Below are 18,422 nucleotides of genomic sequence, written 5' to 3'. Positions count from 1 at the left end.
GCGCGGCGGCTCCCGGTGGACGACCGGCTCCTGGAGCCGCAGGTCGGCCTCGGCCGGGCTCCGTCCGACCAGCCGGTCGAGGGTGAGCCGCACCGCGAGGGCCGCCCCGGCGCGCGCCCCGGTGATCCCGGCCTCCACCAGCCAGCGGGCCCGGCGCGGCCCGTCCTCGTCCAGCACCGTGACCACCCAGCCGTGCGCCTCCAGCCCGGAGCGCAGCTTCGCCCGGCCGCCGGGCGTGCCCGTCACCTCCAGGTCGAGCCGGAACCAGTGGTCGTACGCGGTCATGCCCCGTCCCCCCTCCCGTGCCAGGGCGGGGAGCATACCGCCGGTGGTCGCCGGTCAGCCGAGCGGGAGCAGTTCGGGGTGGTGGCGCCTGGTGACCGCAGGGTGGGCCCGGGAGTATCCCTTCAGTTCGTTGGTGCCGAAGTCGGCGTGCAGCGGGTTCGAAGGGTCCTGGGTGATGCCCGGGGCGTGGTGGGCGTGCGGGAAGTCGAGCGGGGCGATGTGCGCGTCGAGGCGGGGGTTGTAGAAGAACGGGACGGAGAAGCGCTCGCGGGCGCCGGGCGGGGAGACCACGCGGTGCGAGGTGGCCTTGAGGTAGCCGTCGGTGGCGACCTCCAGCAGCTCGCCGAGGTTGACCACGAAGGCGCCCTCCAGCGGGGGCACGTCGAGGAAGGTCCGGTCCGGGCGCTCGACCTGGAGGCCGCCGACGCTGTCCTGGAGCAGGAGCGTGATGAACCCGTAGTCCTTGTGGGTGCCGACGCCCTGCGGGGGGCCGTCGGGCGCGCTGCCGGGGTAGCGGACCAGCTTGAGGTGCAGGTGGGGGTGCGGGGCGAAGGCGTCGTCGTAGAAGTCCGGGCGGGCGCCGATCGAGGCGAGCAGCTCGTGCAGCAGGCGGTGGGCGACGGCGTCCAGGCGGTCGATCCAGTGCAGGGCGGCCGGGCGCAGCTCGGGCAGCGCGGGCGGCCACTGGTTGGGCCCCTCCAGCCACCAGTACGCGGGCTCGCCCGGAGCCGGGACGTGCGGGGGCAGTTCGGGCCCGATGTCGAGCTGGTCGCGCCAGTCGCGGCGGCCGCCGGTGCGCTCGTCCCCGGTGCGGGTGTAGCCGCGGAAGTGCGGGGAGTTGAGGTTGCTGACGGCCAGCCGGTCGGCCTCGGGGAGGGCGAAGAAGGCCCGCATCGCGGAGGTCAGGGCGGCGGTCTCGGCGGGCGTGACGCCGTGGCCGGTGAGCTGGAGGAAACCGACCCCGGTCGCGGCCGTCCGCAGCTCGTGGTGCAGGCGGGCCCGGTCGGCGGGGGCGCCGTCGGCGAGCGAGAGGTCGATGACGGGGAGGGAGTCGGGGTGTTGCTGCGTCATGGGGGTGCGTCCGCGGGGGTGGCGACGGGGAACGGGACGGAGCCGGCCGGGGCGGACGGGCGGGCTCGTGGCGCGGGGCGGAGCAGGCCCGTGGCGCGGAGCAGGCCCGCGCGGCGGCGGCCGACGGGGAAGGGCACCCGTTCAAGGCTACGCCCGGCGCACCCCGGACGGCAGCGGGGAACGCCGGGCGGCGGGCAACACCGGGCGGTGGGAAACGTCGGGCGGCGGCGCCGGTGGCCGGATCAGTAGCCGGTGACGCCGTCGATGCGCTCGCGCAGCAGGTCCGCGTGCCCGTTGTGGCGGGCGTACTCGGCGAGCATGTGCACCAGGATCCGGCGCAGCGAGACCGGCTGCCCGGTGGCCTTGTGGACGCCGGTGGCGTCCAGCGAGGGGGTGTCGGCGACGATCCGGCGGGAGATCTCGACCTGGGCGCGCCAGGTGGCGAAGGCCTGGTCGAAGTCCCCGTCGAGGCGCTCGAAGTCCTGGTCGGGGTCGTCGTCCGAGTAGTACAGCACCGGACGGGACTCGTCCCCGGTGAACTGGATCTGCAGCCACCACTGCTCCACCCCGGCCAGGTGCCGGACCAGGCCGTGCAGGGTCAGCCCGGACGGCGGCACCAGGAACTCCGAGAGCCGGCCGGTCGGGACGCCCGCGCACTTCAGCGCGAAGGTCTCGCGGTGGAACTCGAGGTACGACAGCAGGATCTCCCGCTCGTCGCCGACCAGCGGGGGATCGGTCCGACCGACGGCGTCGGACCAGGCGGGGGAGAAGTTCTGCGGAGAGGTGGTGCCGGTGGGTTCTTCGCTCATCGGGCCAGCCTGCCAGCAGGGACCGACATCGGGCCGGTCAACGGGCCGGTCAACGGGCCGGTCACCGTGTGACGGTCAACGGGCCGGTTCACGGGCCGCTTCACGGGCCGGTCACGCGCGGCGCGGCTCGCCGCGGTACGTGCCGAAGGACCACCGGTTCCCCTCCGGGTCGCGGACCGCGAAGTCCCGCGAGCCGTAGTCCGTCTCGTGCAGCCCCGCGGTGACCTCGGCGCCCGCCGCGACGGCCCGCCGGTACAGCCCGTCCGGATCGTCGGTGACCACGTACGCGCCGAAGGTGCCCGGACGCAGCGGCCACGGGTCGTCGGACGCGCCGGGGCCGTCCTCCGCGGGCGCCGAACCCAGCATGACGCCACCGCCCGGCGGCCAGGACAGCTGCGCGTGCTGGACGCGGTCGCCGTCCGCGTACACGGCGGTCGCCTCGAAGCCGAACGCCTCGACCAGGAAGGCGATCAACGCCCGGGCGTCCCGCGCCCGTAGGCTCGGCCACACCTGCGGCGGCGGGGGAACGGCGGCCCCGGTCATCTCGGCTCCATCCTGCGGCGACGGCTCTCGGCGGGCCCACCCTAGGCCGCGCGCCGGGCCGGAGTGCGGTGCCGCGCCGAGAGGTTGACGCCGCGTCAGTTTTCGGTGGCGCGGCGGCGCGGTCCCGTCAGAGCGCGCGCCGGTACACCTGGCGCGAACCGCCCTCCGGGCCCGGGTCGGTGGCCTCGGCGGGGGAGAAGCCCAGGCGCTCGTAGAACACCCGGGCGCCGCTGGCCACCGCGCCGGGGTGGTCCGCGCCGAAGGTCACCACCTCGACCGTCCGCACCCCGGCCGGGCGGCGGGCCAGCGCCTCGGCGACCAGGGCCCGGCCCAGGCCCAGCCCACGGGCCCGGTCGTCCACCACCAGCCAGTGCAGGTGGCACACCGGCGGGTGGTGGCCCACCAGCAGACCGCCCAGCAGGACGCCGCCGCCTCCCGCGTCGTCCGGACTGCTGCCCGGACTGCTGCCCGTACTGCCTGTGCCGTCGAAGGCCACCAGTGTGCTGCCGCAGGCGAGTTGCTCCGCGACGGCGGTGTGGAAACCGGGGTCGTCGACCATCGGCCCGAACCAGTGCTCGACCTGCCCGGCCAGCCGCACCAGCCCGGCAGCGTCCCCCGGCACCCCGGTGCGCACCCGTACGTCCATCTCCCGCTCCGTTCCCGTCGTCCGGCCGCGTCACTTGACCCTGACCCGCGGGTCAGGGGCTAGCGTTCCGGAACTTCCCGCCCGGCGCCGCCGTTCGAGCCGCGCCCGGCACCCCCCCGAGGACCGAGGAGCCGTCATGAGTCTGCCCGGAACAGTCCGCGAGGTCCGACTCGCCCGCCGCCCGCAGGGCCGTCCGGTCGCCGCCGACCTGACCGTGGCCGAGGTGCCCGCACCGGAGCCCGCCGAGGGCCGGGTACTGCTGCGCAACCGGTGGTTCCTGCTCTACCCGGGCCTGGCCACCCTGCTCGGCGACACCCCGCCCGGCACGCCGATCCCGTCGGTCGAGCCCGGCGACACCCTGTTCGGACCCGCCGTCGGGGAGGTGCTGCACGCCCCGGCGGACAGCGGGCTGCGCCCCGGCGACCTGGTCTCCCACTTCCAGGGCTGGCGGGAGTACGCGGTCGCCGATCCGGCCGAACTGACCCCGCTGGAAGAGAAGTTGACCGACCCGGCCGCCCAGCTCTCGCCCGGCGCGATCGGTTACGGCGCGCTGACCCGCACCGCACCCGTCGCACCCGGCGACACCGTCCTGATCACCGGCGCCGCCGGAGCCGTCGGCACGATGGCCGGCCAGATCGCCAGACTGCTCGGCGCGCGCACCGTCCTGGGCACCACCGGCTCCCCGGCCAAGGCCGAGCGGCTGCGCGAACTCGGCTACGACGCCGTCCTGGTGGACGAACGGACGGCCGACGGCACTGCGGGCGGCCCGGGTCGCGCCGAACGGTTCGCCCGGCAGCTCGCCGAGGCCGCCCCCGACGGCATCGACGTGCTGCTCGACACCGTCGGCGGACACCAGGCCGAGGCCGCCCTCGCCGCCGCCCGCCCCGGCGCCCGCGTCGCCCTGGTCGGCGTGCTCTCCGAGCAGTTCGGCGACGTCCCGGGGGCCGCCACCCCGCTGCGCCTGGACGCCTTCCAGGTCATCGTCAAGGGCGTGCGGCTGGCCGGGTACTCGAACGCCGGGTACGCGGAGGCGGTCGCCGAGTGGCTGCCGCGCTTCGGGGACTGGCTGCGCTCCGGCGAGATCACCTTCCCGCACGTCAAGGTGGCCGGGCTGGAACGAGCCCCGCAGGCGTTCCAGGAACTGATCGAGGGTCGGCACTTCGGCGCGGTCCTGGTCGAGCTGTAGCGGGCGGAGCCGTCACGCGTGGAGTCGGTACAGGCGGAGCCGTCGCGGGTGGAACCCCAACGGGCAGAACCCCAACGGGCAGAACCCCAACGGGCGGAGCCGTAACGGGCAACCCCGGCCCGGACCGGGGAATGCCCGTCCCGCCCCGGTGGTTCGACCGAGCACCGGCCAGCGGGGAGGACGTGACGGACATGCGGATCGGGGACGCGGCGGCCGCCGCCGGAGCCACGCCCAGGGCACTGCGCCTGTACGAGCAGCGCGGCCTGATGCCGCCCCCCGTCCGCACGTCCAGCGGCCAGCGGGTCTACGACGGCACCGACGTGGCCCGGATTCGGGTGATCCGCGAACTGCTCTCCCTCGGCCTCACCATCGAGGACCTGCGCGGCCACGCCGAGTCCTTCGACCTGCTGGTCGCCGACCCGGCCCGCCGCTGCCGGGGCGGCAGCGGCGGCCCCGTCGTCCGGCGCCGACTGGCCGCGCTGGACGCCGAGATCGCTCGGCTCACCCGACTCCGCGCGGCCCTGGCCGGTGCGGCCAGGGGCGCCACCGAGGGCTGAGGCCCGGCCCGGCTCGGCCCTGTCTTGCCCTGTCTTGCCCTGCGGAGAGACGGCGCGCGGGGACGGGGACGGAAGGCGGAGGTGTCAGCCCGCGTGGTGCCGGGCCAGCAGTACGGCCTCGCGGCGCAGCGCCTCGTCGTCGGCGCGGTCGGCCGCGGCGAGCAACTCGCCGGGGAAGGCGCCCTGCAGGTCGGGGCGGTGCGCCAGCAGCCCGTAGGTGGACCAGAGCAGGTGTTCGCGGGTCAGCGGACCGGGGCGGTGCGGGGTGTACCAGACGTTCTCGAAGAGAGGGCGCAGCGCCGGATCGGTGAGCAGGATCAGCAGCCGGTCGAGGTGACGCACCGGCAGGTCGGCGTCGAACGCGGCGGACGCGTGCACGGCGGCGACGTACAGCGCCGGGTGCTCCTCGGTGAGCGTCTCGGCGAGGACGGCGCGGGCGCCGGTGGTGCCGGTGGCGGCCAGGGCGCGCAGCAGAGACAGCCGGACGGACGGTTCGCTCTCGGTGCGCCACAGGCCGAGCAGCGTGGCCGGGTCCGGGGCCAGCGGGAGCGCGGCGCGGCGGACCGCCGGGTCCGGGTCGGCCAGCAGCGGCAGGGCGCCGGAGCGGTACCGCTCGGGCAGGTCGGCGGCGGTGTGCAGCAGACGCGCCAGCAGGACGGTCAGCGGGACGCGGGTGGCGCCCATCCCCGGGTCGGTCGCGAGTTCGAGCAGGAACGGCAGCGCCACGTGGGCGGCGGACGGCGCGGGCCGACCGGGCTCGGGAACCAGACAGTGCAGCAGTTCGCAGTCCTCGGCGGAGGCGTCCGGACCGGCCAGGGCCAGCCGGCGCAGCACCCTGGGCACCATCGTCGCCGGGCTCGACCAGTGCGCGGTCTCCAGCCCCTCCCACAGCGCGGCGTCCAGCTCCGTCAGTGGCATTTCCGTGGTCATGTGCTCCCCCGTACTCCGTAGTGCCCAGTGAAGTCGTACCCCGTGAAGATCGGCTGTCATTCTCGGCCGGGACCGCCGCGCTGTCGTGTGGATTTCCAGCCGTGGGCGAAAACTTTGCCGAGGTGATGCGGAGGAGTGATGGAGCGTCACGGAAGGGATCGGCGCCGTCGCCGACCGTCGCCGCTCGACTGCTTCGGGCGCAGGTCACGGCGACGGTCGGTGACGGGTCGTCAGTGATGGGTCATCGGTGATGGTGCACCGATGTTGGGTCATCCGTGTCGGCACATCGATGGCGTAGCACCTATGACGCAGCACCAATGGCGCAGCACCAATGACGCGGCATCGATGAGGTGACACCCGTGCCGTGACGTCGATGTCGCGACACTCGTGCTGCGACACCCATGTCGCGGCATCGATGATGCGACATCGGTGAGGCGGCACGGATGTCACGACACCCATGCCGCGACATCCGTGTCACAACACCTGTGTCGTGACACCAATGCCGTGACACCAATGCCGTGACACCAATGCCGTGACACCAACGCCGTGACACCAACGCCACGACACAGGTGTCACGGCACAGATGTCACGACACCGACACTGACACCGACACCGACACCGACGCGGCGTCAGGCCCCCACGTACTCCGCCAGGTGCCGCCCGGTCAGCGTGGTGCGGTCCGCGACCAGCGCGGCGGGCGTGCCCTCGAAGACGATCCGTCCGCCGTCGTGGCCCGCGCCCGGGCCGAGGTCGATGATCCAGTCGGCGTGCGCCATCACCGCCTGGTGGTGCTCGACCACGATCACCGAGGTGCCGGAGTCGACCAGCCGGTCCAGCAGGCCGAGCAGTTGCTCGACGTCGGCCAGGTGCAGTCCGGCGGTCGGTTCGTCCAGTACGTACACCCCGCCCTTCTCGGCCATCCGGGCGGCCAGCTTGAGGCGTTGGCGCTCGCCGCCGGAGAGCGTGGTGAGCGGCTGGCCCAGCGTCAGGTAGCCGAGGCCGACGTCGGAGAGCCGCTTCAGGACGGTGTGCGCGGCGGGCGTGCGGGCCTCGCCCGTGGCGAAGAACTCCTTCGCCGCGTCGACCGACATCGCCAGCACCTCGGCGATGTCCCGCCCGCCGAGCCGGTACTCCAGCACCGCGGCCTGGAAGCGCTTGCCCTCGCACTCCTCGCAGACCGTCGCGACCCCGGCCATCATCCCCAGGTCGGTGTAGACCACGCCCGCGCCGTTGCAGGTCGGGCAGGCACCCTCCGAGTTGGCGCTGAACAGGGCCGGCTTCACCCCGTTCGCCTTCGCGAAGGCCTTGCGGATCGGCTCCAGCAGGCCCGAGTACGTCGCCGGGTTGGAGCGCCGAGAGCCCCGGATCGGGCTCTGGTCGATCGCCACCACACCCCCTGCCGCCACATTCCCCGCCACCCCGCCCGCCCCCGCCGCGCCGCCCGCCCCCGCCGCGCCGCCCGCCCTCGCTACCCCTGCCACCCCGCCCGCCCCCGCCACCCCGCCCGCCAGTGCCGCGCCGCTCACCAGCGAACCGTGCACCAGCGAGCTCTTCCCGGAGCCCGCCACGCCCGTCACCACCGTCAGCACGCCCAGCGGCACGTCCACGTCGACCTTCCGCAGGTTGTGCGTGTCGGCCCCGCGGACCTCCAGCACCCCGGTGGGCGTGCGCACCTCCGGCTTGAGCGAGGCCCGGTCGTCGAAGTGCCGGCCGGTGACGGTGCCGCTGGCCCGCAGCCCGTCCACGCTGCCCTCGAAGCACACCTCGCCGCCCGCCGAACCGGCCCCCGGCCCCAGGTCGACCACGTGGTCGGCGATCGCGATGGTCTCCGGCTTGTGCTCCACCACCAGCACCGTGTTGCCCTTGTCGCGCAGTTCCCGCAGCAGCCCGTTCATCCGCTGGATGTCGTGCGGGTGCAGCCCGGTGGTCGGTTCGTCGAAGACGTACGTGACGTCGGTCAGCGAGGAGCCCAGGTGCCGGATCATCTTCACCCGCTGCGCCTCGCCGCCCGACAGCGTCCCGGCCGGGCGGTCCAGCGAGAGGTAGCCCAGGCCGATCCGGGTGAACGAGTCCAGCAGTCGGCCCAGCGACTCCAGCAGCGGGCCCACCGACGGCGCGTCCAACTCCCGTACCCAGTCGGCGAGGTCGCTGATCTGCAGGGCGCAGGCGTCGGCGATCGAGACGCCCCCGATCTTCGAGGACCGGGCGCCCGCGCTCAGCCGGGTGCCCTCGCACTCCGGGCAGGTGGTGAAGGCCACCGCCCGGTCCACGAACTCGCGGATGTGCGGCTGGAGGGCGGCCCGGTCCTTGGCGAGCATCGACTTCTGGACCCGCAGCACCAGGCCCTCGTAGGTCATGTTGATGCCGGCGATCTTCATCCGGACCGGCTCCCGGTACAGGAAGTCGTGCCGCTCCTGCTCGCTGTACGCGTCGATCGCCTTGTCCGGGTCGACCAGGCCGGACTCGGTGTACAGCCGGTAGTTCCAGCCCCCCGACCGGTAGCCGGGGATGGTCAGCGCGCCCTCGTTCAGCGACTTCGAGCCGTCGTACAGCTGCCCCAGGTCGATGTCCGAGACGCTGCCCCGCCCCTCGCAGCGCGGACACATCCCGCCGGCCCGCCCGAACGTCCGCTTCTCGGTCGTCGTCCCCTCGCCGCGCTCCACCGTGATCGCCCCCGCGCCGTGCACCGTCGGCACGTTGAAGGAGAACGCGGGCGGCGGGCCGACGTACGGGTCGCCGAGCCGGCTGAACAGGATCCGCAGCATCGCGTTGGCGTCCGTCGCGGTGCCCACCGTCGAGCGCGGGTCCGCGCCCATCCGCTGTTGGTCGACGACGATCGCGGTGGTCAGGCCGTCCAGCACGTCCACCTCGGGGCGGTTGAGCGAGGGCATGAAGCCCTGCACGAAGGCGCTGTACGTCTCGTTGATCAGCCGCTGGGACTCCGCCGCGACCGTCCCGAACACCAGCGAGCTCTTGCCGGAGCCCGACACCCCGGTGAACACCGTCAGCCTGCGCTTGGGCAGTTCCACGCTGACGTCCTTGAGGTTGTTCACCCGGGCCCCGTGCACCCGGATCAGGTCGTGGCTGTCCGCCGGGTGCCGCTCGTCCCCGCCGCCCGTCCCTGCCGCGCCGCTCATCGTCCTCGTCCCTCCGTCCGGCGGCCCCCGTGGCGACGCCGCCGCCCCGATCCAACCACCCGGAACCGTCACCGGCCGGTTCTCGTCCCCATCAAGCGCGGGTAAAGTGACCGGCCGAACCACCCGGGAGGCACCCATGCGGACACATCGGCGGATACCGGACCGGGAACGGTCGACGGCGCGGACGGCCCCGGGCGTCCCGGTGGCCGCCGCCGTGCTCGCCGCCCTGGCCCTGCTCGGCACCGCCGCCACGGCCTCCGCCGCCTCCGCCGCCGACCCCGGCACCACGCCCGGTGCCTCCGCGACCGCCACCAGCACGGCCACCGCGCCCACCGGTACCGCCACCGCCCCGACCGGTACCGCCACCGCCCCGACCGGAACCGCTGCCGCACCGACCGGTACCGCCGCTGCACCGACCGGGACCACCGCCGGTACCGCCACCGCACCGGCCGTTTCCGGACAGTTGCCCGCCGAGGCCCCCCAGTCCGAGCGGCTGGCCGCCGAGCTGCGCAAGGACCCGGTCTACGTCTCCGCCGACCTGCCGCGCCAGGTGCCCCGTTCGCTCGCCCCCGAGTTCGCCGCCGTCGCGAAGCGCACCGGCGTGCCCACCTACGTCCTGGTGCTGCCCGACGCGGACCGGACGCTGCTCGCCCAGGTGCACGACCGCCTCGGCGCCGACGGCCTGTACGTGCTGGTCGAGAAGTACGGCGGCGTCACCGTCGCCGCGTTCGGCGTCGACCTCCCCGCCGAGGACGCGGCCCGGATCGCCAACCACAAGGTCTCCTACGACGCCGGTCCGCTCGCCCGGTTCACCGCCTTCGCCGACAAGGTCGTCCAGGACAAGGACCGGGTCGCCGCCGAGGTCCTGGAGATGAACCGGAACCACGACGACGACTTCCCCCGGACGTACATCTCCTCCACCGACCGGCAGAACCAGAACCTGCTGCTCGGCCTGGCCGTGGTGCTCCTCCCCGGCCTGCTGCTCGCCCTCGGCCTGCGCCTCTCCCGCCGCCGCGACACCTTCGCCCCCGCCCCCTCCGGCCGCACCGCCGTCCCCGGCCGCACCGCTCGGCCGGGCGGACGGACCGCCGTCACCCTGAGCAAGTCCGGCCCGAAGCCCCAGCTCAAGAAGGGCCCAGCAGGAGCGAAGGACACGAAGGCGAAGGGCGCGAAGACGGCGGGCGCGAAGGCCGCCGGACCGCTGCGCCGCAGCGTGCTGGCGGTGACCCTGCTCGCCGTGGTGGCCTCCGTGCTCGGCGTGGTGCTCGCCGCGCCCAAGGTCTTCCCGCAGACCATCGACGATCCCGACCTCACCGTCACCCGGGCCGATCTGGACGCCCGCGCCACCGAGGCCGCCGCCGCGCTCACCGCCGACGGCATCTACCAGGACGCCTCCGCCCCCAACCCGCTCACCGCCGAGCAGTTGGCGGCCGTCCGGCAACGGGTCTCCGGCCTCGCCGCCAAGACCCCGGTCTACCTGCTGTTCACCTCCTCCAACAGCGACGACGAGAGCGCCGACAACGGCGACATCCTGCTCGCCGAGGTCCGTCGGCACACCGGCCGGGACGGCGTGTACGTGCAGGTCGACCCCGTCCGCGGGTACCTCGAACTCGCCGAGTACGCCCCCGCCGGGACGGACGTCGAGAGCCGGTTCCGGAAGGCCGACCTGCGCTACCCCGACCGCGAGAGCGGCTCCGACGACACCCGCATCCCGGACCGGCTGAACCGGGTCCTGGACGCGGTGGCCGCCGCCGAGCCCACCGGCGAGGAGGGCGACAGCGCCGACGGCCGCACCCTGCCCGAACTGCGCAGCAACAAGCTGCCGCCGCTGTTCAGCAACGACTTCGGCGGCGGCATCGTGCTCGGCGCCATGCTGCTCGGCCTCCTGCTGCTGCTCGCCTGGGCCGCCATCGCCGTCACCCGGGCGGTGATCCGCTCCCGGCACGCCCGGGCGGCCGGTCCGACCCCGCCGCAGCACGCCGTCACCGGCCCCCGCCGCACCGCCGCCCGGCCCACCGCCCGCCAACTGCGCTCCTGGGCCGCCGAGGACACCCGCGCCCTCACCGTCCGGCTCGCCGCCGTCGACCAGGACGCCCCCGGCCGGGCCCGCGCCTGGGACTGCCTGGACGCCGCCGAACTCCTGCTCGGCGGGAACGGCGGCCGCGACGCCGACCCGTCCGACCTGGCCGCCGCCACCGCCCTAGCCCGGGCCGGCTTCGACGCCCTCCAGGGCCGCACCGAGCGGCAGTTGTGCCGCACCAACCCGCTGCACGGCTCCGCCACCGGAGGCAAGGTCCCGGCCTGGTTCGACGCCGTCGACCTCAGCCCCAGGACCGCCCGGCTCTGCCCCGACTGCCTGCGGTCCCTCCAGAGCAGCGGCGCCGTCCGCACCCCCGCCGACCGGGCCGCCCGCCGCGCCACGGTCGACGGGCTGCTGCTGCGCCTGCCCGACGCGGACGGCCGCACCACCGACGTCTGGGAGGAGGCCGGACAGGTCCTGCCGGCCGCACTCGAAGGCCTCGACGCACTCATCCTCAGGGCCAGGGAGTCCGCCAGTGTCCAGTGACCGAACCGCCGTGCCGAACCGCCGCCCGCCGACGGGCCGACCGACGGGCCGACCGACGGCCCCGCTGCCGTCGTCACTGCCGTCATCGCTGCCGTCGTCGCCGCGGGTACCGCTGCCCGGCCCGCTGTCCGGCCCGCTGTCCGGCCTGCTGGCCGCCCTGCTGCTGGCCTGCGCCGTCCTGCTCGGCACCGGCGCCCCGGCCCGGGCCGCCGATGCCACCCCCGCCACCACGGCGACCGGCGAGAGCATCGCGGCCGCGCTCGGCACCAGCCCGGTGTACGTCGACCCGGCCTTCGCCGCCGCCGTCACCCCCGCCCAGCAGCAGCAGATCAGCGAGCAGATCGCCGCGACCGGACTGCCCATCAAGGTGGTGCTGGTGCCGCTGCAGAAGGGCGACGCCTTCAACGGCGAGGCCAAGTCGATGGCCGCGGTGGTGCAGGAACGGCTCGGCCGGTCCCCGCTGATCATGATCACCAGCGACGACTACGGCAGCTGGCTCAACGGCTTCGAGTGGCCCGCCGACAACGCCCACCAGGCCCGCGACGCGGCCAACGCCGTCGCCCTGATCAAGGAGCTCAAGGACGCCGGACTGGCCGCCAAGGTCGGCCGGGCGATCGAGCTGATCAGCACCGGCAAGGGCACCGAGGTCTACAAGGCCGAGGCCGACCGGGTCGACCGCGAGTACTCGGCCCGCCCGCAGCACCAGGAGTCCGCCGCCGACTCCCCGTCGTCCTCCTCCTCGTCCACCGGCCCGTTCGCCGTCGCCGCGGTGCTGGTGCTCGTCCTGGTGGTCGGCGCCGCCCTGGTGGTCCGCAGCCGCCGCCGCCCCCGGCACACCGCCTTCACCTTCCCCGACGCCGTGTTCGCCGCCGACCGGGCCGCCGACGAGGCCGGGCTGCGCCGCCAGGCCGCCGACGAGGTGCTCGCCCTCGGTGCCGCCCTGGAGGGCGCCGACGGCGCCACCACCCCCGGCCTCGGCCGCGCCCTGGACGCCTACGACGCGGCCGGCCGGGTCCTCGACGGCGCCACCGGCATCCCCGACCTGGCCGGCGTGCTCGCCCTCGCCGCCGAGGGCCGGGCCGCGCTCGACACCGGGACCCGGCTGCCGCTCTGCTTCTTCGACCCCCGGCACGGCACCGCCGCCCGCCGCACCACCTGGCGCCCGCTCGGCCGCCGCGAACGCGTCGACGTCGCCGTCTGCGAGGACTGCGGCCAGGCGCTCAAGGCCCGCCGCTCCCCGCAGGTCCTCGCCGTCCGCGACCAGGGCCGCACCGTCCCGTACTTCGAAGTCCCCGCCGAACGCAGCCTGTGGGCCGCCACCGGCTACGGTTCGCTGCTCTCCGGCCCGGACGACACCCTCGCCGCCCGGGTCGGCTCCGGCGAGTTCAGCCGCGCCGCGACCCGGCGGCAGACCACCGACCACCGGGACTGACCCCCGGCCCCGGCCCGGGGGAGCGGCTCACGCGTGCGGCGGCCACGGCCACTCGGCCGCCGCCACGCCCGCCCCTGCCCCGATCCCCGCCGCCCCCGCCTCCAGCTTCGGCACGGTCTCGGCCGCCAGCCCCCGTTCCGCCAGCAGCCCGCACAGCCAGTCGGCCTCCGCGGGCGTCCCGGGCAGGCCCGCACCGGCCAGCAGCGCCGCCAGGGCGCTCGCGTGTGCCGGCGTCACCGGCCAGGCCCCGCGCACCACCCGCAGCACCGCGCCCCGCCCGGCCGCCGGGTCCACCAGCCGCACCCGCACCGGCCCGTACCGCTCCAGCACCGGCCCGCGCACCCACTCCGGCGCCTCCCCGTAGCCGAAGCCCAGGCAGCCGCCGCCGTTGCACGCCGGGCACCAGGACTCGCCGTCCCAGCCCAACCGCCCGTCCCGGACGAACTGCCCCACGCCCCACCGCAACACCGCCCCGCACCCGCACGGCACTTCGACCTCCGCGCCCCAGCTGCGCACCCCGGCTCCCTTCCGTCCGTACCGGTATCTTCGCGGGCAGCACACCCGGCACCGACGGAGGGGCACCGACGGACCTGGCCGCCCGCGTCCTGGGCTACCGACCCGCTCACCGCCCGATCGGTCACCGACTGCGTGCTGTTCGCGCTCTCCCAGCCCCGGGACTGCTTCATCCGCACCTTCCAGTTCGAGCAGCTCTGACCCCACCCGTCCCGACCGGACGCCGCCGACGGGTCAGGGACAGACCGCCCCGCCCCCGCCGGGCCAGGCCCGCCGGACCTGCTCCAGCCGCTCCCGGTGTTCGTCGGTCCAGCCCGCTCGCGGCCGGATCCACAGCACCACGCTCAACCGCTCGGGGTCCTGGACGGTGACGATCAGGTAGCCGTCCTCGTACGGCTGGAGGGCCAGGCTCACCCCGCGGTCCCCGAGTTCGAAGCCCTTGCCGAGGTCGAGCCCGTCGAGCCCCCACCGCCAGGCGTCGAGGTCCCCCGGGCCGAGGAACAGCTCCAACCGGGCATCGACGAAGTCGGCGTGCACCAGGACGTCGGCCCGCAGCACGCGCTCCCCGTCCCCGTCCGCCCCGCCGGGCCCGGTGACGCGCACGACGCAGCGCCCGCCGTCCACGTCCTCCAGGCGGAACAGGTCCACCCCGTCCGGTCCGCTCACCGCACCCCTCCGCTCTCCCGTCCAACTCCGCCCCGCAGCCTCCCGCACCGGCACGGATCCCGCACCGCCTTTCCGCCACCCCGACGACGCTTCGCCCCCCGGCCGCAGTCAGCCCAGACGAGCGAGGGCCGCCCGGGCCTGCCGGACGTTCTCGGGGAGGTGCGCGGGCATGGAGCCGGCCTTCGTCAGATTCCGTACAGGTGGTGCGGGACGGCGCGCCCCCAGACCGTTTCGAACGCCGTGGCGCCGAGCAGACGGCCGAGTTGGGCCGCCATGGTTTCGCTCTCGGGGGCCGGGTCGTTCGCGGGGTTGCTGTCCTCGCCGTCGGTCTGGGGGCCGGGGCGGTGTCCACGATCGAGGTCGATCCCCGGGTCGCCGACGCGGCCCGGTCCGCACTGCACGCCGCCGGTTACGCACCCGAAGTCATGTGCGGGGACGGCTCGTTCGGGTGGTCGGCCGCCGCTCCGTACGACCGGCTGCTGTCCACCGTGCCCGTACGGGACATCCCGCCCGCCTGGCCGGACCAGACCCGCCCCGGCGGGGTGATCGTCAGCCCGGTCTCCCCCCTGCTGGGCGGCGGGGCGATCGTCCGCCTCACGGTCGGGGACAACGGGACGGCGAGTGGCAGGTTCACCCGCTCGGCGGCGTTCATGATGCTGCGCCGGCAGCGCTACGCCGCCGCCCCGGTGGACGACTACCTGCCGGGCGAGTGGCCGGGCGACGCCGAGCAGTCCTGGACGGAACCGGACCCCGAGACCGTCGGGGCCGACTGGCCGGCGCTGTTCGCCTGCGCCCTCGCCCTGCCGGACGTGTACTACCGCCGCAACGACTACGGTCCGGGCCGGACGTGGTGGCTGTTCGACACGGCCGTCACGTCCTGGGCCACGGTGGACTCCGTACCGGGGCAGCCCCGCTTCGAGGTCCACCAGTCCGGTCCCCGGCAGCTCTGGGACGAGATGGCGACCGCCCACCACCGGTGGACGGCCGCCGGACGCCCCGGATACGACCGCTACGGGCTGACGGTGACCCCCACCGGACAGACGGCCTGGCTGGACGACCCGGACACCCCGGTGTCCGGCCGAGACGCGGCCGGGTAGGACGTACCGCGTTCCTGCTGCCGCGTGCTGGCGTCCGGTCAGATGGCGCCGAACTCGCCTGCGGCGACTGCGGTGGCGAAAGCGTTCCAGGCGGCGACGGGGACAACGAGGGGGGTGCCGGTGGGGTTCTTGCTGTCGCGGATGGCGACGACGCCGTGCGAGGCGGCGTAGGTCTCGGCGATCTCGACGCAGTCGCCCTGGCCCTGTGCGTCGGAGTAGCTGGACTTCCTCCACCCGACGAGGCTCGGCTCCAGATCGATGAGGGACGGGCGGGGAGCGGTGCTCATGTTCGGAGATCCTCCAGTTCGCTGCGGAGCCACGACAACGACTCCGCCGGTGACAGGGCTGCCGCCTGGAGGAGATCGTAGGCCAGCGTGGCAGCCTGCACTTCAGCTGGGGACTCGATGAGTTGGCCCGTGCCGTAGCCCTCCGCGTAGACGGCGCGCGGAGCATCCAGGAAGTCGAGCAGGGTTATTGAACTCGGCATTCCATGCGCGCCAGCCGAGAAGGGGAGCACCTGTACGACGGAATGAGGGCCCTCCGCAAGGTGCAGCACATGAGCGATCTGCCGGGCCATGACCGGCGGCCCGCCGACCTGCCGTCGAAGCACAGAAGCGTCTGGCGTGCTGCTCAGATGGACCAGACACGCTCGATAGCTCCAGGCGGACGGCGGACCGCTCGCACCGCCCCAGCGGTCCTCGGCGGTCAGCCCGCTGTCTCGGGCCCGGTGAGCCACCGCCGCCCGTCGTGGTTGCGGATGCTCGGGGCCGCGTCGTCGCGGAGCGCGTCCAGGAGGCGGACGGCGTACACCTCGGCCATGCGCTCGGAGACTTCGGCCGGGGTCAGCCAGGCGATCGCGGTGGACTCGTCCGAGAGCCGCTCGCTGCCCTCTTCGAGGTGGCACCGGAAGACCAGGGCGACGATGCCGCGTGAGACGTTCTTGTAGACGCCGGTGAGCCGTTCGACGCCGACCTTCAGCCCGGTCTCCTCGTGGACCTCGCGGCGTACGCCGTCCTCGACGGTCTCCGTCAGCTCCAGCACCCCGCCGGGCGGCCCCCAACTCGGCAAATCACCGGAGCCCGACCGTTCTCTCACGCCACCGCGCCCACAACGGAGGTGGAACGGAGCGGCGTTGACTACGGCTTCGGGACGCTGTTACTCATGTACAGGAGAATAGGAGCCCTGAAGGAACCATGGCGAGCAGCGAGCCGACGGTGTCGGCGAAGGCGAAGAAGTACCTCCAGATCGCGGACGACCTGGCGGCGGAGATCAAGGCAGGCATCCTCGCCCCGGGTGCTCCGGTGCCGAGCGAGGCCGAGTTGATGCAGCGCTACGGGGTCGCGTCGGGCACCGTGCGCAACGCCATCGCCGAACTGCGGACGGCGCAGTTGATCGAGACGTATCACGGTCGGGGCTCGTTCGTCCGTTACCGTCCCCCGGTGCAGCACAGGTCGTCGGACCGCTTCCGGCGGGCCCACCGGAAGGCGGGCAAGGCGGCTTACCTGGCCGAGACCGAGGCGTCCGGCGGGACCCTCTCGGTCACGGTGCTGTTCATCGGGCCGATCGAAGCGCCGGCCGACATCGCCGAACGGCTCCAGATCCCGGCTGGTACCCGGGTCCTCGCGCGTCGGCGCCGGTACTTCAGGAACGGTGTGCCCACCGAGGAGGCCACCTCGTACCTCCCGTGGGACGTGGTGAAGGACATCCCGGAGATGTTCGCCGAGAACCCGGGCGGTGGCGGCATCTACCAGCGCCTTGAGGAGTGCGGGTTCACGCTCGCGAAGTACGAGGAGACCGTCCGGGCCCGGCTGGCGACCAAGGCCGAGGCAGTCGCGCTGGCCCTGAGCCCGGGGGCGGCGGTGATCCACCTGGTGCGGGAAGCCATCACCACCACCGGCCGCGTGGTGGAGGTCTGCGACACCCTCATGGCAGCCGACCACTTCGTCCTCACCTACCAGGCTGCCGTCATCGACTGACGGCAAGTCAAGTCTGATGGCCCGTCGCGGGTTTCTCCTCGCGGCGGGTTTACTTATGTAGAGGAGTAGGGCACTCTTCTATTCGTAACTCCTCTACATAAGTGCAGGAGATTATCTCGTGCAGGGGTGCGCGACGCGCCTCCGCACGGCACTTTCCGCACCGCCACCCGCGAGGTCCATCGCCATGTCTGATCACCAACCCCCTTGCCAAACAGCCAGGTTGACGATCCGGGTCTACCGGGTGCGGTCCGACGGGGTCAGGGCGGAAGTCTCCTCCTGCGTTTCGGACGAGGAGGAGGTTCTGCCGCTGGTCTCGGCGCTGACCTGGCCGCCCTGTGGGTGCCCGCGTTGTGCCGCGGCCGTGGGCGCGGCTTGAAGACGTTTCGGTACATCGAAGACGAAGAAGGGGTGCACGTGCTCTACACCGGACAGCCGTTGGTGGCCGTCGACGTTCTGCAGCGTTTCCTGCGTGGTGGGTTCGCCGATTCCGAGCGGGCGGCGGATTCCTTGGAGCGGGCCTTCCGGGTGGCTCGGCTCGATCCGCCGCCGGGGCTTTCGCCGGTCTACCGTGACGATGTTCCGCCGGAGGCGGCCGGTCTCGCGTTGGGGTGTGCGGGGCTGCCGTGGGCGCAGCGTCTGGCCGAGGCGCTGGTCGAACTCGCGTTGCTGCGGGGAGAGTTCCCGGTGGTCGTGCGGGGGTCTGCGGCCGAGCTGGGGGTGGTCTCGTGAGTGACGCGGCGTGGCAGCGGGCCTGGGAGATCGCCGAGCGGCTCGCGGCGGCCGGCGGTGCGGAGGCCAAGGTGACGGCCGTTCCCGCCGGTTACCGGGTGGAGCTGGTGATCACCCGCCCGCACGGCGGCGACGACCACCGGGCCGTTCTGGAGGCCCTCGCCCTCGGTGACCGCTGGGGGCACCGCTATTCGCCGCCCTCCCGCAACAACGGCACCGCCCACGAGGTCGTCTGGAGCGAAGTCCACCACAACCTACAAGGAAAGAAAGGGAGTTGAC

Annotated in this window: 19 protein-coding genes; 8 read left to right on the top strand and 11 right to left on the bottom strand. The window is 74.0% G+C overall.

Annotation, left to right across the window (positions count from 1 at the left end):
* Positions 1 to 339 precede the first annotated feature (339 nt).
* The 4 genes from HUT16_RS07930 to HUT16_RS07915 all read right to left on the bottom strand — a co-directional run bounded on the left by HUT16_RS07930 (position 340) and on the right by HUT16_RS07915 (position 3,354).
* Positions 340 to 1,356, bottom strand: coding sequence for an isopenicillin N synthase family oxygenase (locus HUT16_RS07930; RefSeq protein ID WP_176186807.1), 1,017 nt, complete (start codon positions 1,354 to 1,356; stop codon positions 340 to 342).
* A gap of 242 nt (positions 1,357 to 1,598) precedes the next feature.
* A complete protein-coding gene (locus tag HUT16_RS07925; RefSeq protein WP_176186805.1) occupies positions 1,599 to 2,165 on the bottom strand; it encodes a DinB family protein in 567 nt (188 codons plus the stop codon).
* Positions 2,166 to 2,276: 111 nt separating this feature from the next.
* Positions 2,277 to 2,708: a VOC family protein gene (locus HUT16_RS07920; protein ID WP_176186803.1), complete on the bottom strand. Its 432-nt coding sequence runs from the start codon at positions 2,706 to 2,708 to the stop codon at positions 2,277 to 2,279.
* A gap of 127 nt (positions 2,709 to 2,835) precedes the next feature.
* Positions 2,836 to 3,354, bottom strand: a complete 519-nt coding sequence (locus tag HUT16_RS07915) for an N-acetyltransferase (RefSeq protein ID WP_176186801.1) — start codon at positions 3,352 to 3,354, stop codon at positions 2,836 to 2,838.
* 136 nt (positions 3,355 to 3,490) lie between these two features.
* Between HUT16_RS07915 and HUT16_RS07910 the strand changes: the two genes are divergently transcribed.
* A complete protein-coding gene (locus HUT16_RS07910; RefSeq protein WP_176186799.1) occupies positions 3,491 to 4,540 on the top strand; it encodes an NADP-dependent oxidoreductase in 1,050 nt (349 codons plus the stop codon).
* 191 nt (positions 4,541 to 4,731) lie between these two features.
* On the top strand, positions 4,732 to 5,097 hold the full coding sequence (locus tag HUT16_RS07905) for a MerR family transcriptional regulator (RefSeq protein WP_176186797.1): 366 nt from the start codon (positions 4,732 to 4,734) through the stop codon (positions 5,095 to 5,097).
* 84 nt (positions 5,098 to 5,181) lie between these two features.
* On the opposite strand, the gene HUT16_RS07900 is transcribed toward HUT16_RS07905, so the two are convergent.
* Entirely contained in the window at positions 5,182 to 6,015 is an 834-nt protein-coding gene (locus tag HUT16_RS07900; protein ID WP_176186795.1) for a HEAT repeat domain-containing protein, read from the bottom strand.
* A gap of 641 nt (positions 6,016 to 6,656) precedes the next feature.
* Positions 6,657 to 9,164, bottom strand: a complete 2,508-nt coding sequence (locus HUT16_RS07895) for an excinuclease ABC subunit UvrA (protein WP_176186793.1) — start codon at positions 9,162 to 9,164, stop codon at positions 6,657 to 6,659.
* Positions 9,165 to 9,300: 136 nt separating this feature from the next.
* Between HUT16_RS07895 and HUT16_RS07890 the strand changes: the two genes are divergently transcribed.
* A complete protein-coding gene (locus HUT16_RS07890) occupies positions 9,301 to 11,730 on the top strand; it encodes a hypothetical protein (RefSeq protein ID WP_176186791.1) in 2,430 nt (809 codons plus the stop codon).
* Positions 11,720 to 13,162: a hypothetical protein gene (locus tag HUT16_RS07885; protein ID WP_254897697.1), complete on the top strand. Its 1,443-nt coding sequence runs from the start codon at positions 11,720 to 11,722 to the stop codon at positions 13,160 to 13,162. Before HUT16_RS07890 ends, HUT16_RS07885 begins: the two co-directional genes overlap by 11 nt.
* Before the next feature lie 27 nt (positions 13,163 to 13,189).
* Here the strand turns inward: HUT16_RS07885 and HUT16_RS07880 are convergent, their stop codons facing one another.
* Entirely contained in the window at positions 13,190 to 13,678 is a 489-nt protein-coding gene (locus tag HUT16_RS07880) for a hypothetical protein (RefSeq protein ID WP_176186789.1), read from the bottom strand.
* A 231-nt stretch (positions 13,679 to 13,909) separates the two neighbouring features.
* Entirely contained in the window at positions 13,910 to 14,341 is a 432-nt protein-coding gene (locus HUT16_RS07875) for a DUF5959 family protein (protein WP_176186787.1), read from the bottom strand.
* 263 nt (positions 14,342 to 14,604) lie between these two features.
* Here HUT16_RS07875 and HUT16_RS07870 point away from each other — a divergent pair, with 263 nt between their 5' ends.
* Positions 14,605 to 15,438, top strand: a complete 834-nt coding sequence (locus HUT16_RS07870) for a hypothetical protein (RefSeq protein WP_303392071.1) — start codon at positions 14,605 to 14,607, stop codon at positions 15,436 to 15,438.
* 38 nt (positions 15,439 to 15,476) lie between these two features.
* On the opposite strand, the gene HUT16_RS07865 is transcribed toward HUT16_RS07870, so the two are convergent.
* From HUT16_RS07865 to HUT16_RS07855, 3 genes are all read right to left on the bottom strand, one after another.
* Complete coding sequence (locus tag HUT16_RS07865) at positions 15,477 to 15,725, bottom strand: DUF397 domain-containing protein (RefSeq protein ID WP_176186783.1); 249 nt, start codon at positions 15,723 to 15,725, stop codon at positions 15,477 to 15,479.
* A complete protein-coding gene (locus HUT16_RS07860) occupies positions 15,722 to 16,048 on the bottom strand; it encodes a DUF5753 domain-containing protein (protein ID WP_303392070.1) in 327 nt (108 codons plus the stop codon). Before HUT16_RS07860 ends, HUT16_RS07865 begins: the two co-directional genes overlap by 4 nt.
* A 95-nt stretch (positions 16,049 to 16,143) precedes the next feature.
* A complete protein-coding gene (locus HUT16_RS07855) occupies positions 16,144 to 16,479 on the bottom strand; it encodes an NUDIX hydrolase (RefSeq protein WP_368662675.1) in 336 nt (111 codons plus the stop codon).
* A 152-nt stretch (positions 16,480 to 16,631) separates the two neighbouring features.
* On the opposite strand from HUT16_RS07855, the gene HUT16_RS07850 reads away from it, so the two are divergent.
* From HUT16_RS07850 to HUT16_RS07840, 3 genes are all read left to right on the top strand, one after another.
* Entirely contained in the window at positions 16,632 to 17,414 is a 783-nt protein-coding gene (locus tag HUT16_RS07850) for a GntR family transcriptional regulator (protein WP_176186777.1), read from the top strand.
* Between the two features lie 414 nt (positions 17,415 to 17,828).
* Complete coding sequence (locus HUT16_RS07845) at positions 17,829 to 18,143, top strand: hypothetical protein (protein ID WP_176186775.1); 315 nt, start codon at positions 17,829 to 17,831, stop codon at positions 18,141 to 18,143.
* Entirely contained in the window at positions 18,140 to 18,421 is a 282-nt protein-coding gene (locus HUT16_RS07840) for a hypothetical protein (protein ID WP_176186773.1), read from the top strand. Before HUT16_RS07845 ends, HUT16_RS07840 begins: the two co-directional genes overlap by 4 nt.
* Position 18,422: the final 1 nt, after the last annotated feature.

This window comes from Kitasatospora sp. NA04385, assembly GCF_013364235.1.
Lineage (GTDB): Bacteria > Actinomycetota > Actinomycetes > Streptomycetales > Streptomycetaceae > Kitasatospora.
Note: the sequence above shows the minus strand (reverse complement) of the source record. Positions and strands in the feature narration are given on the sequence as shown.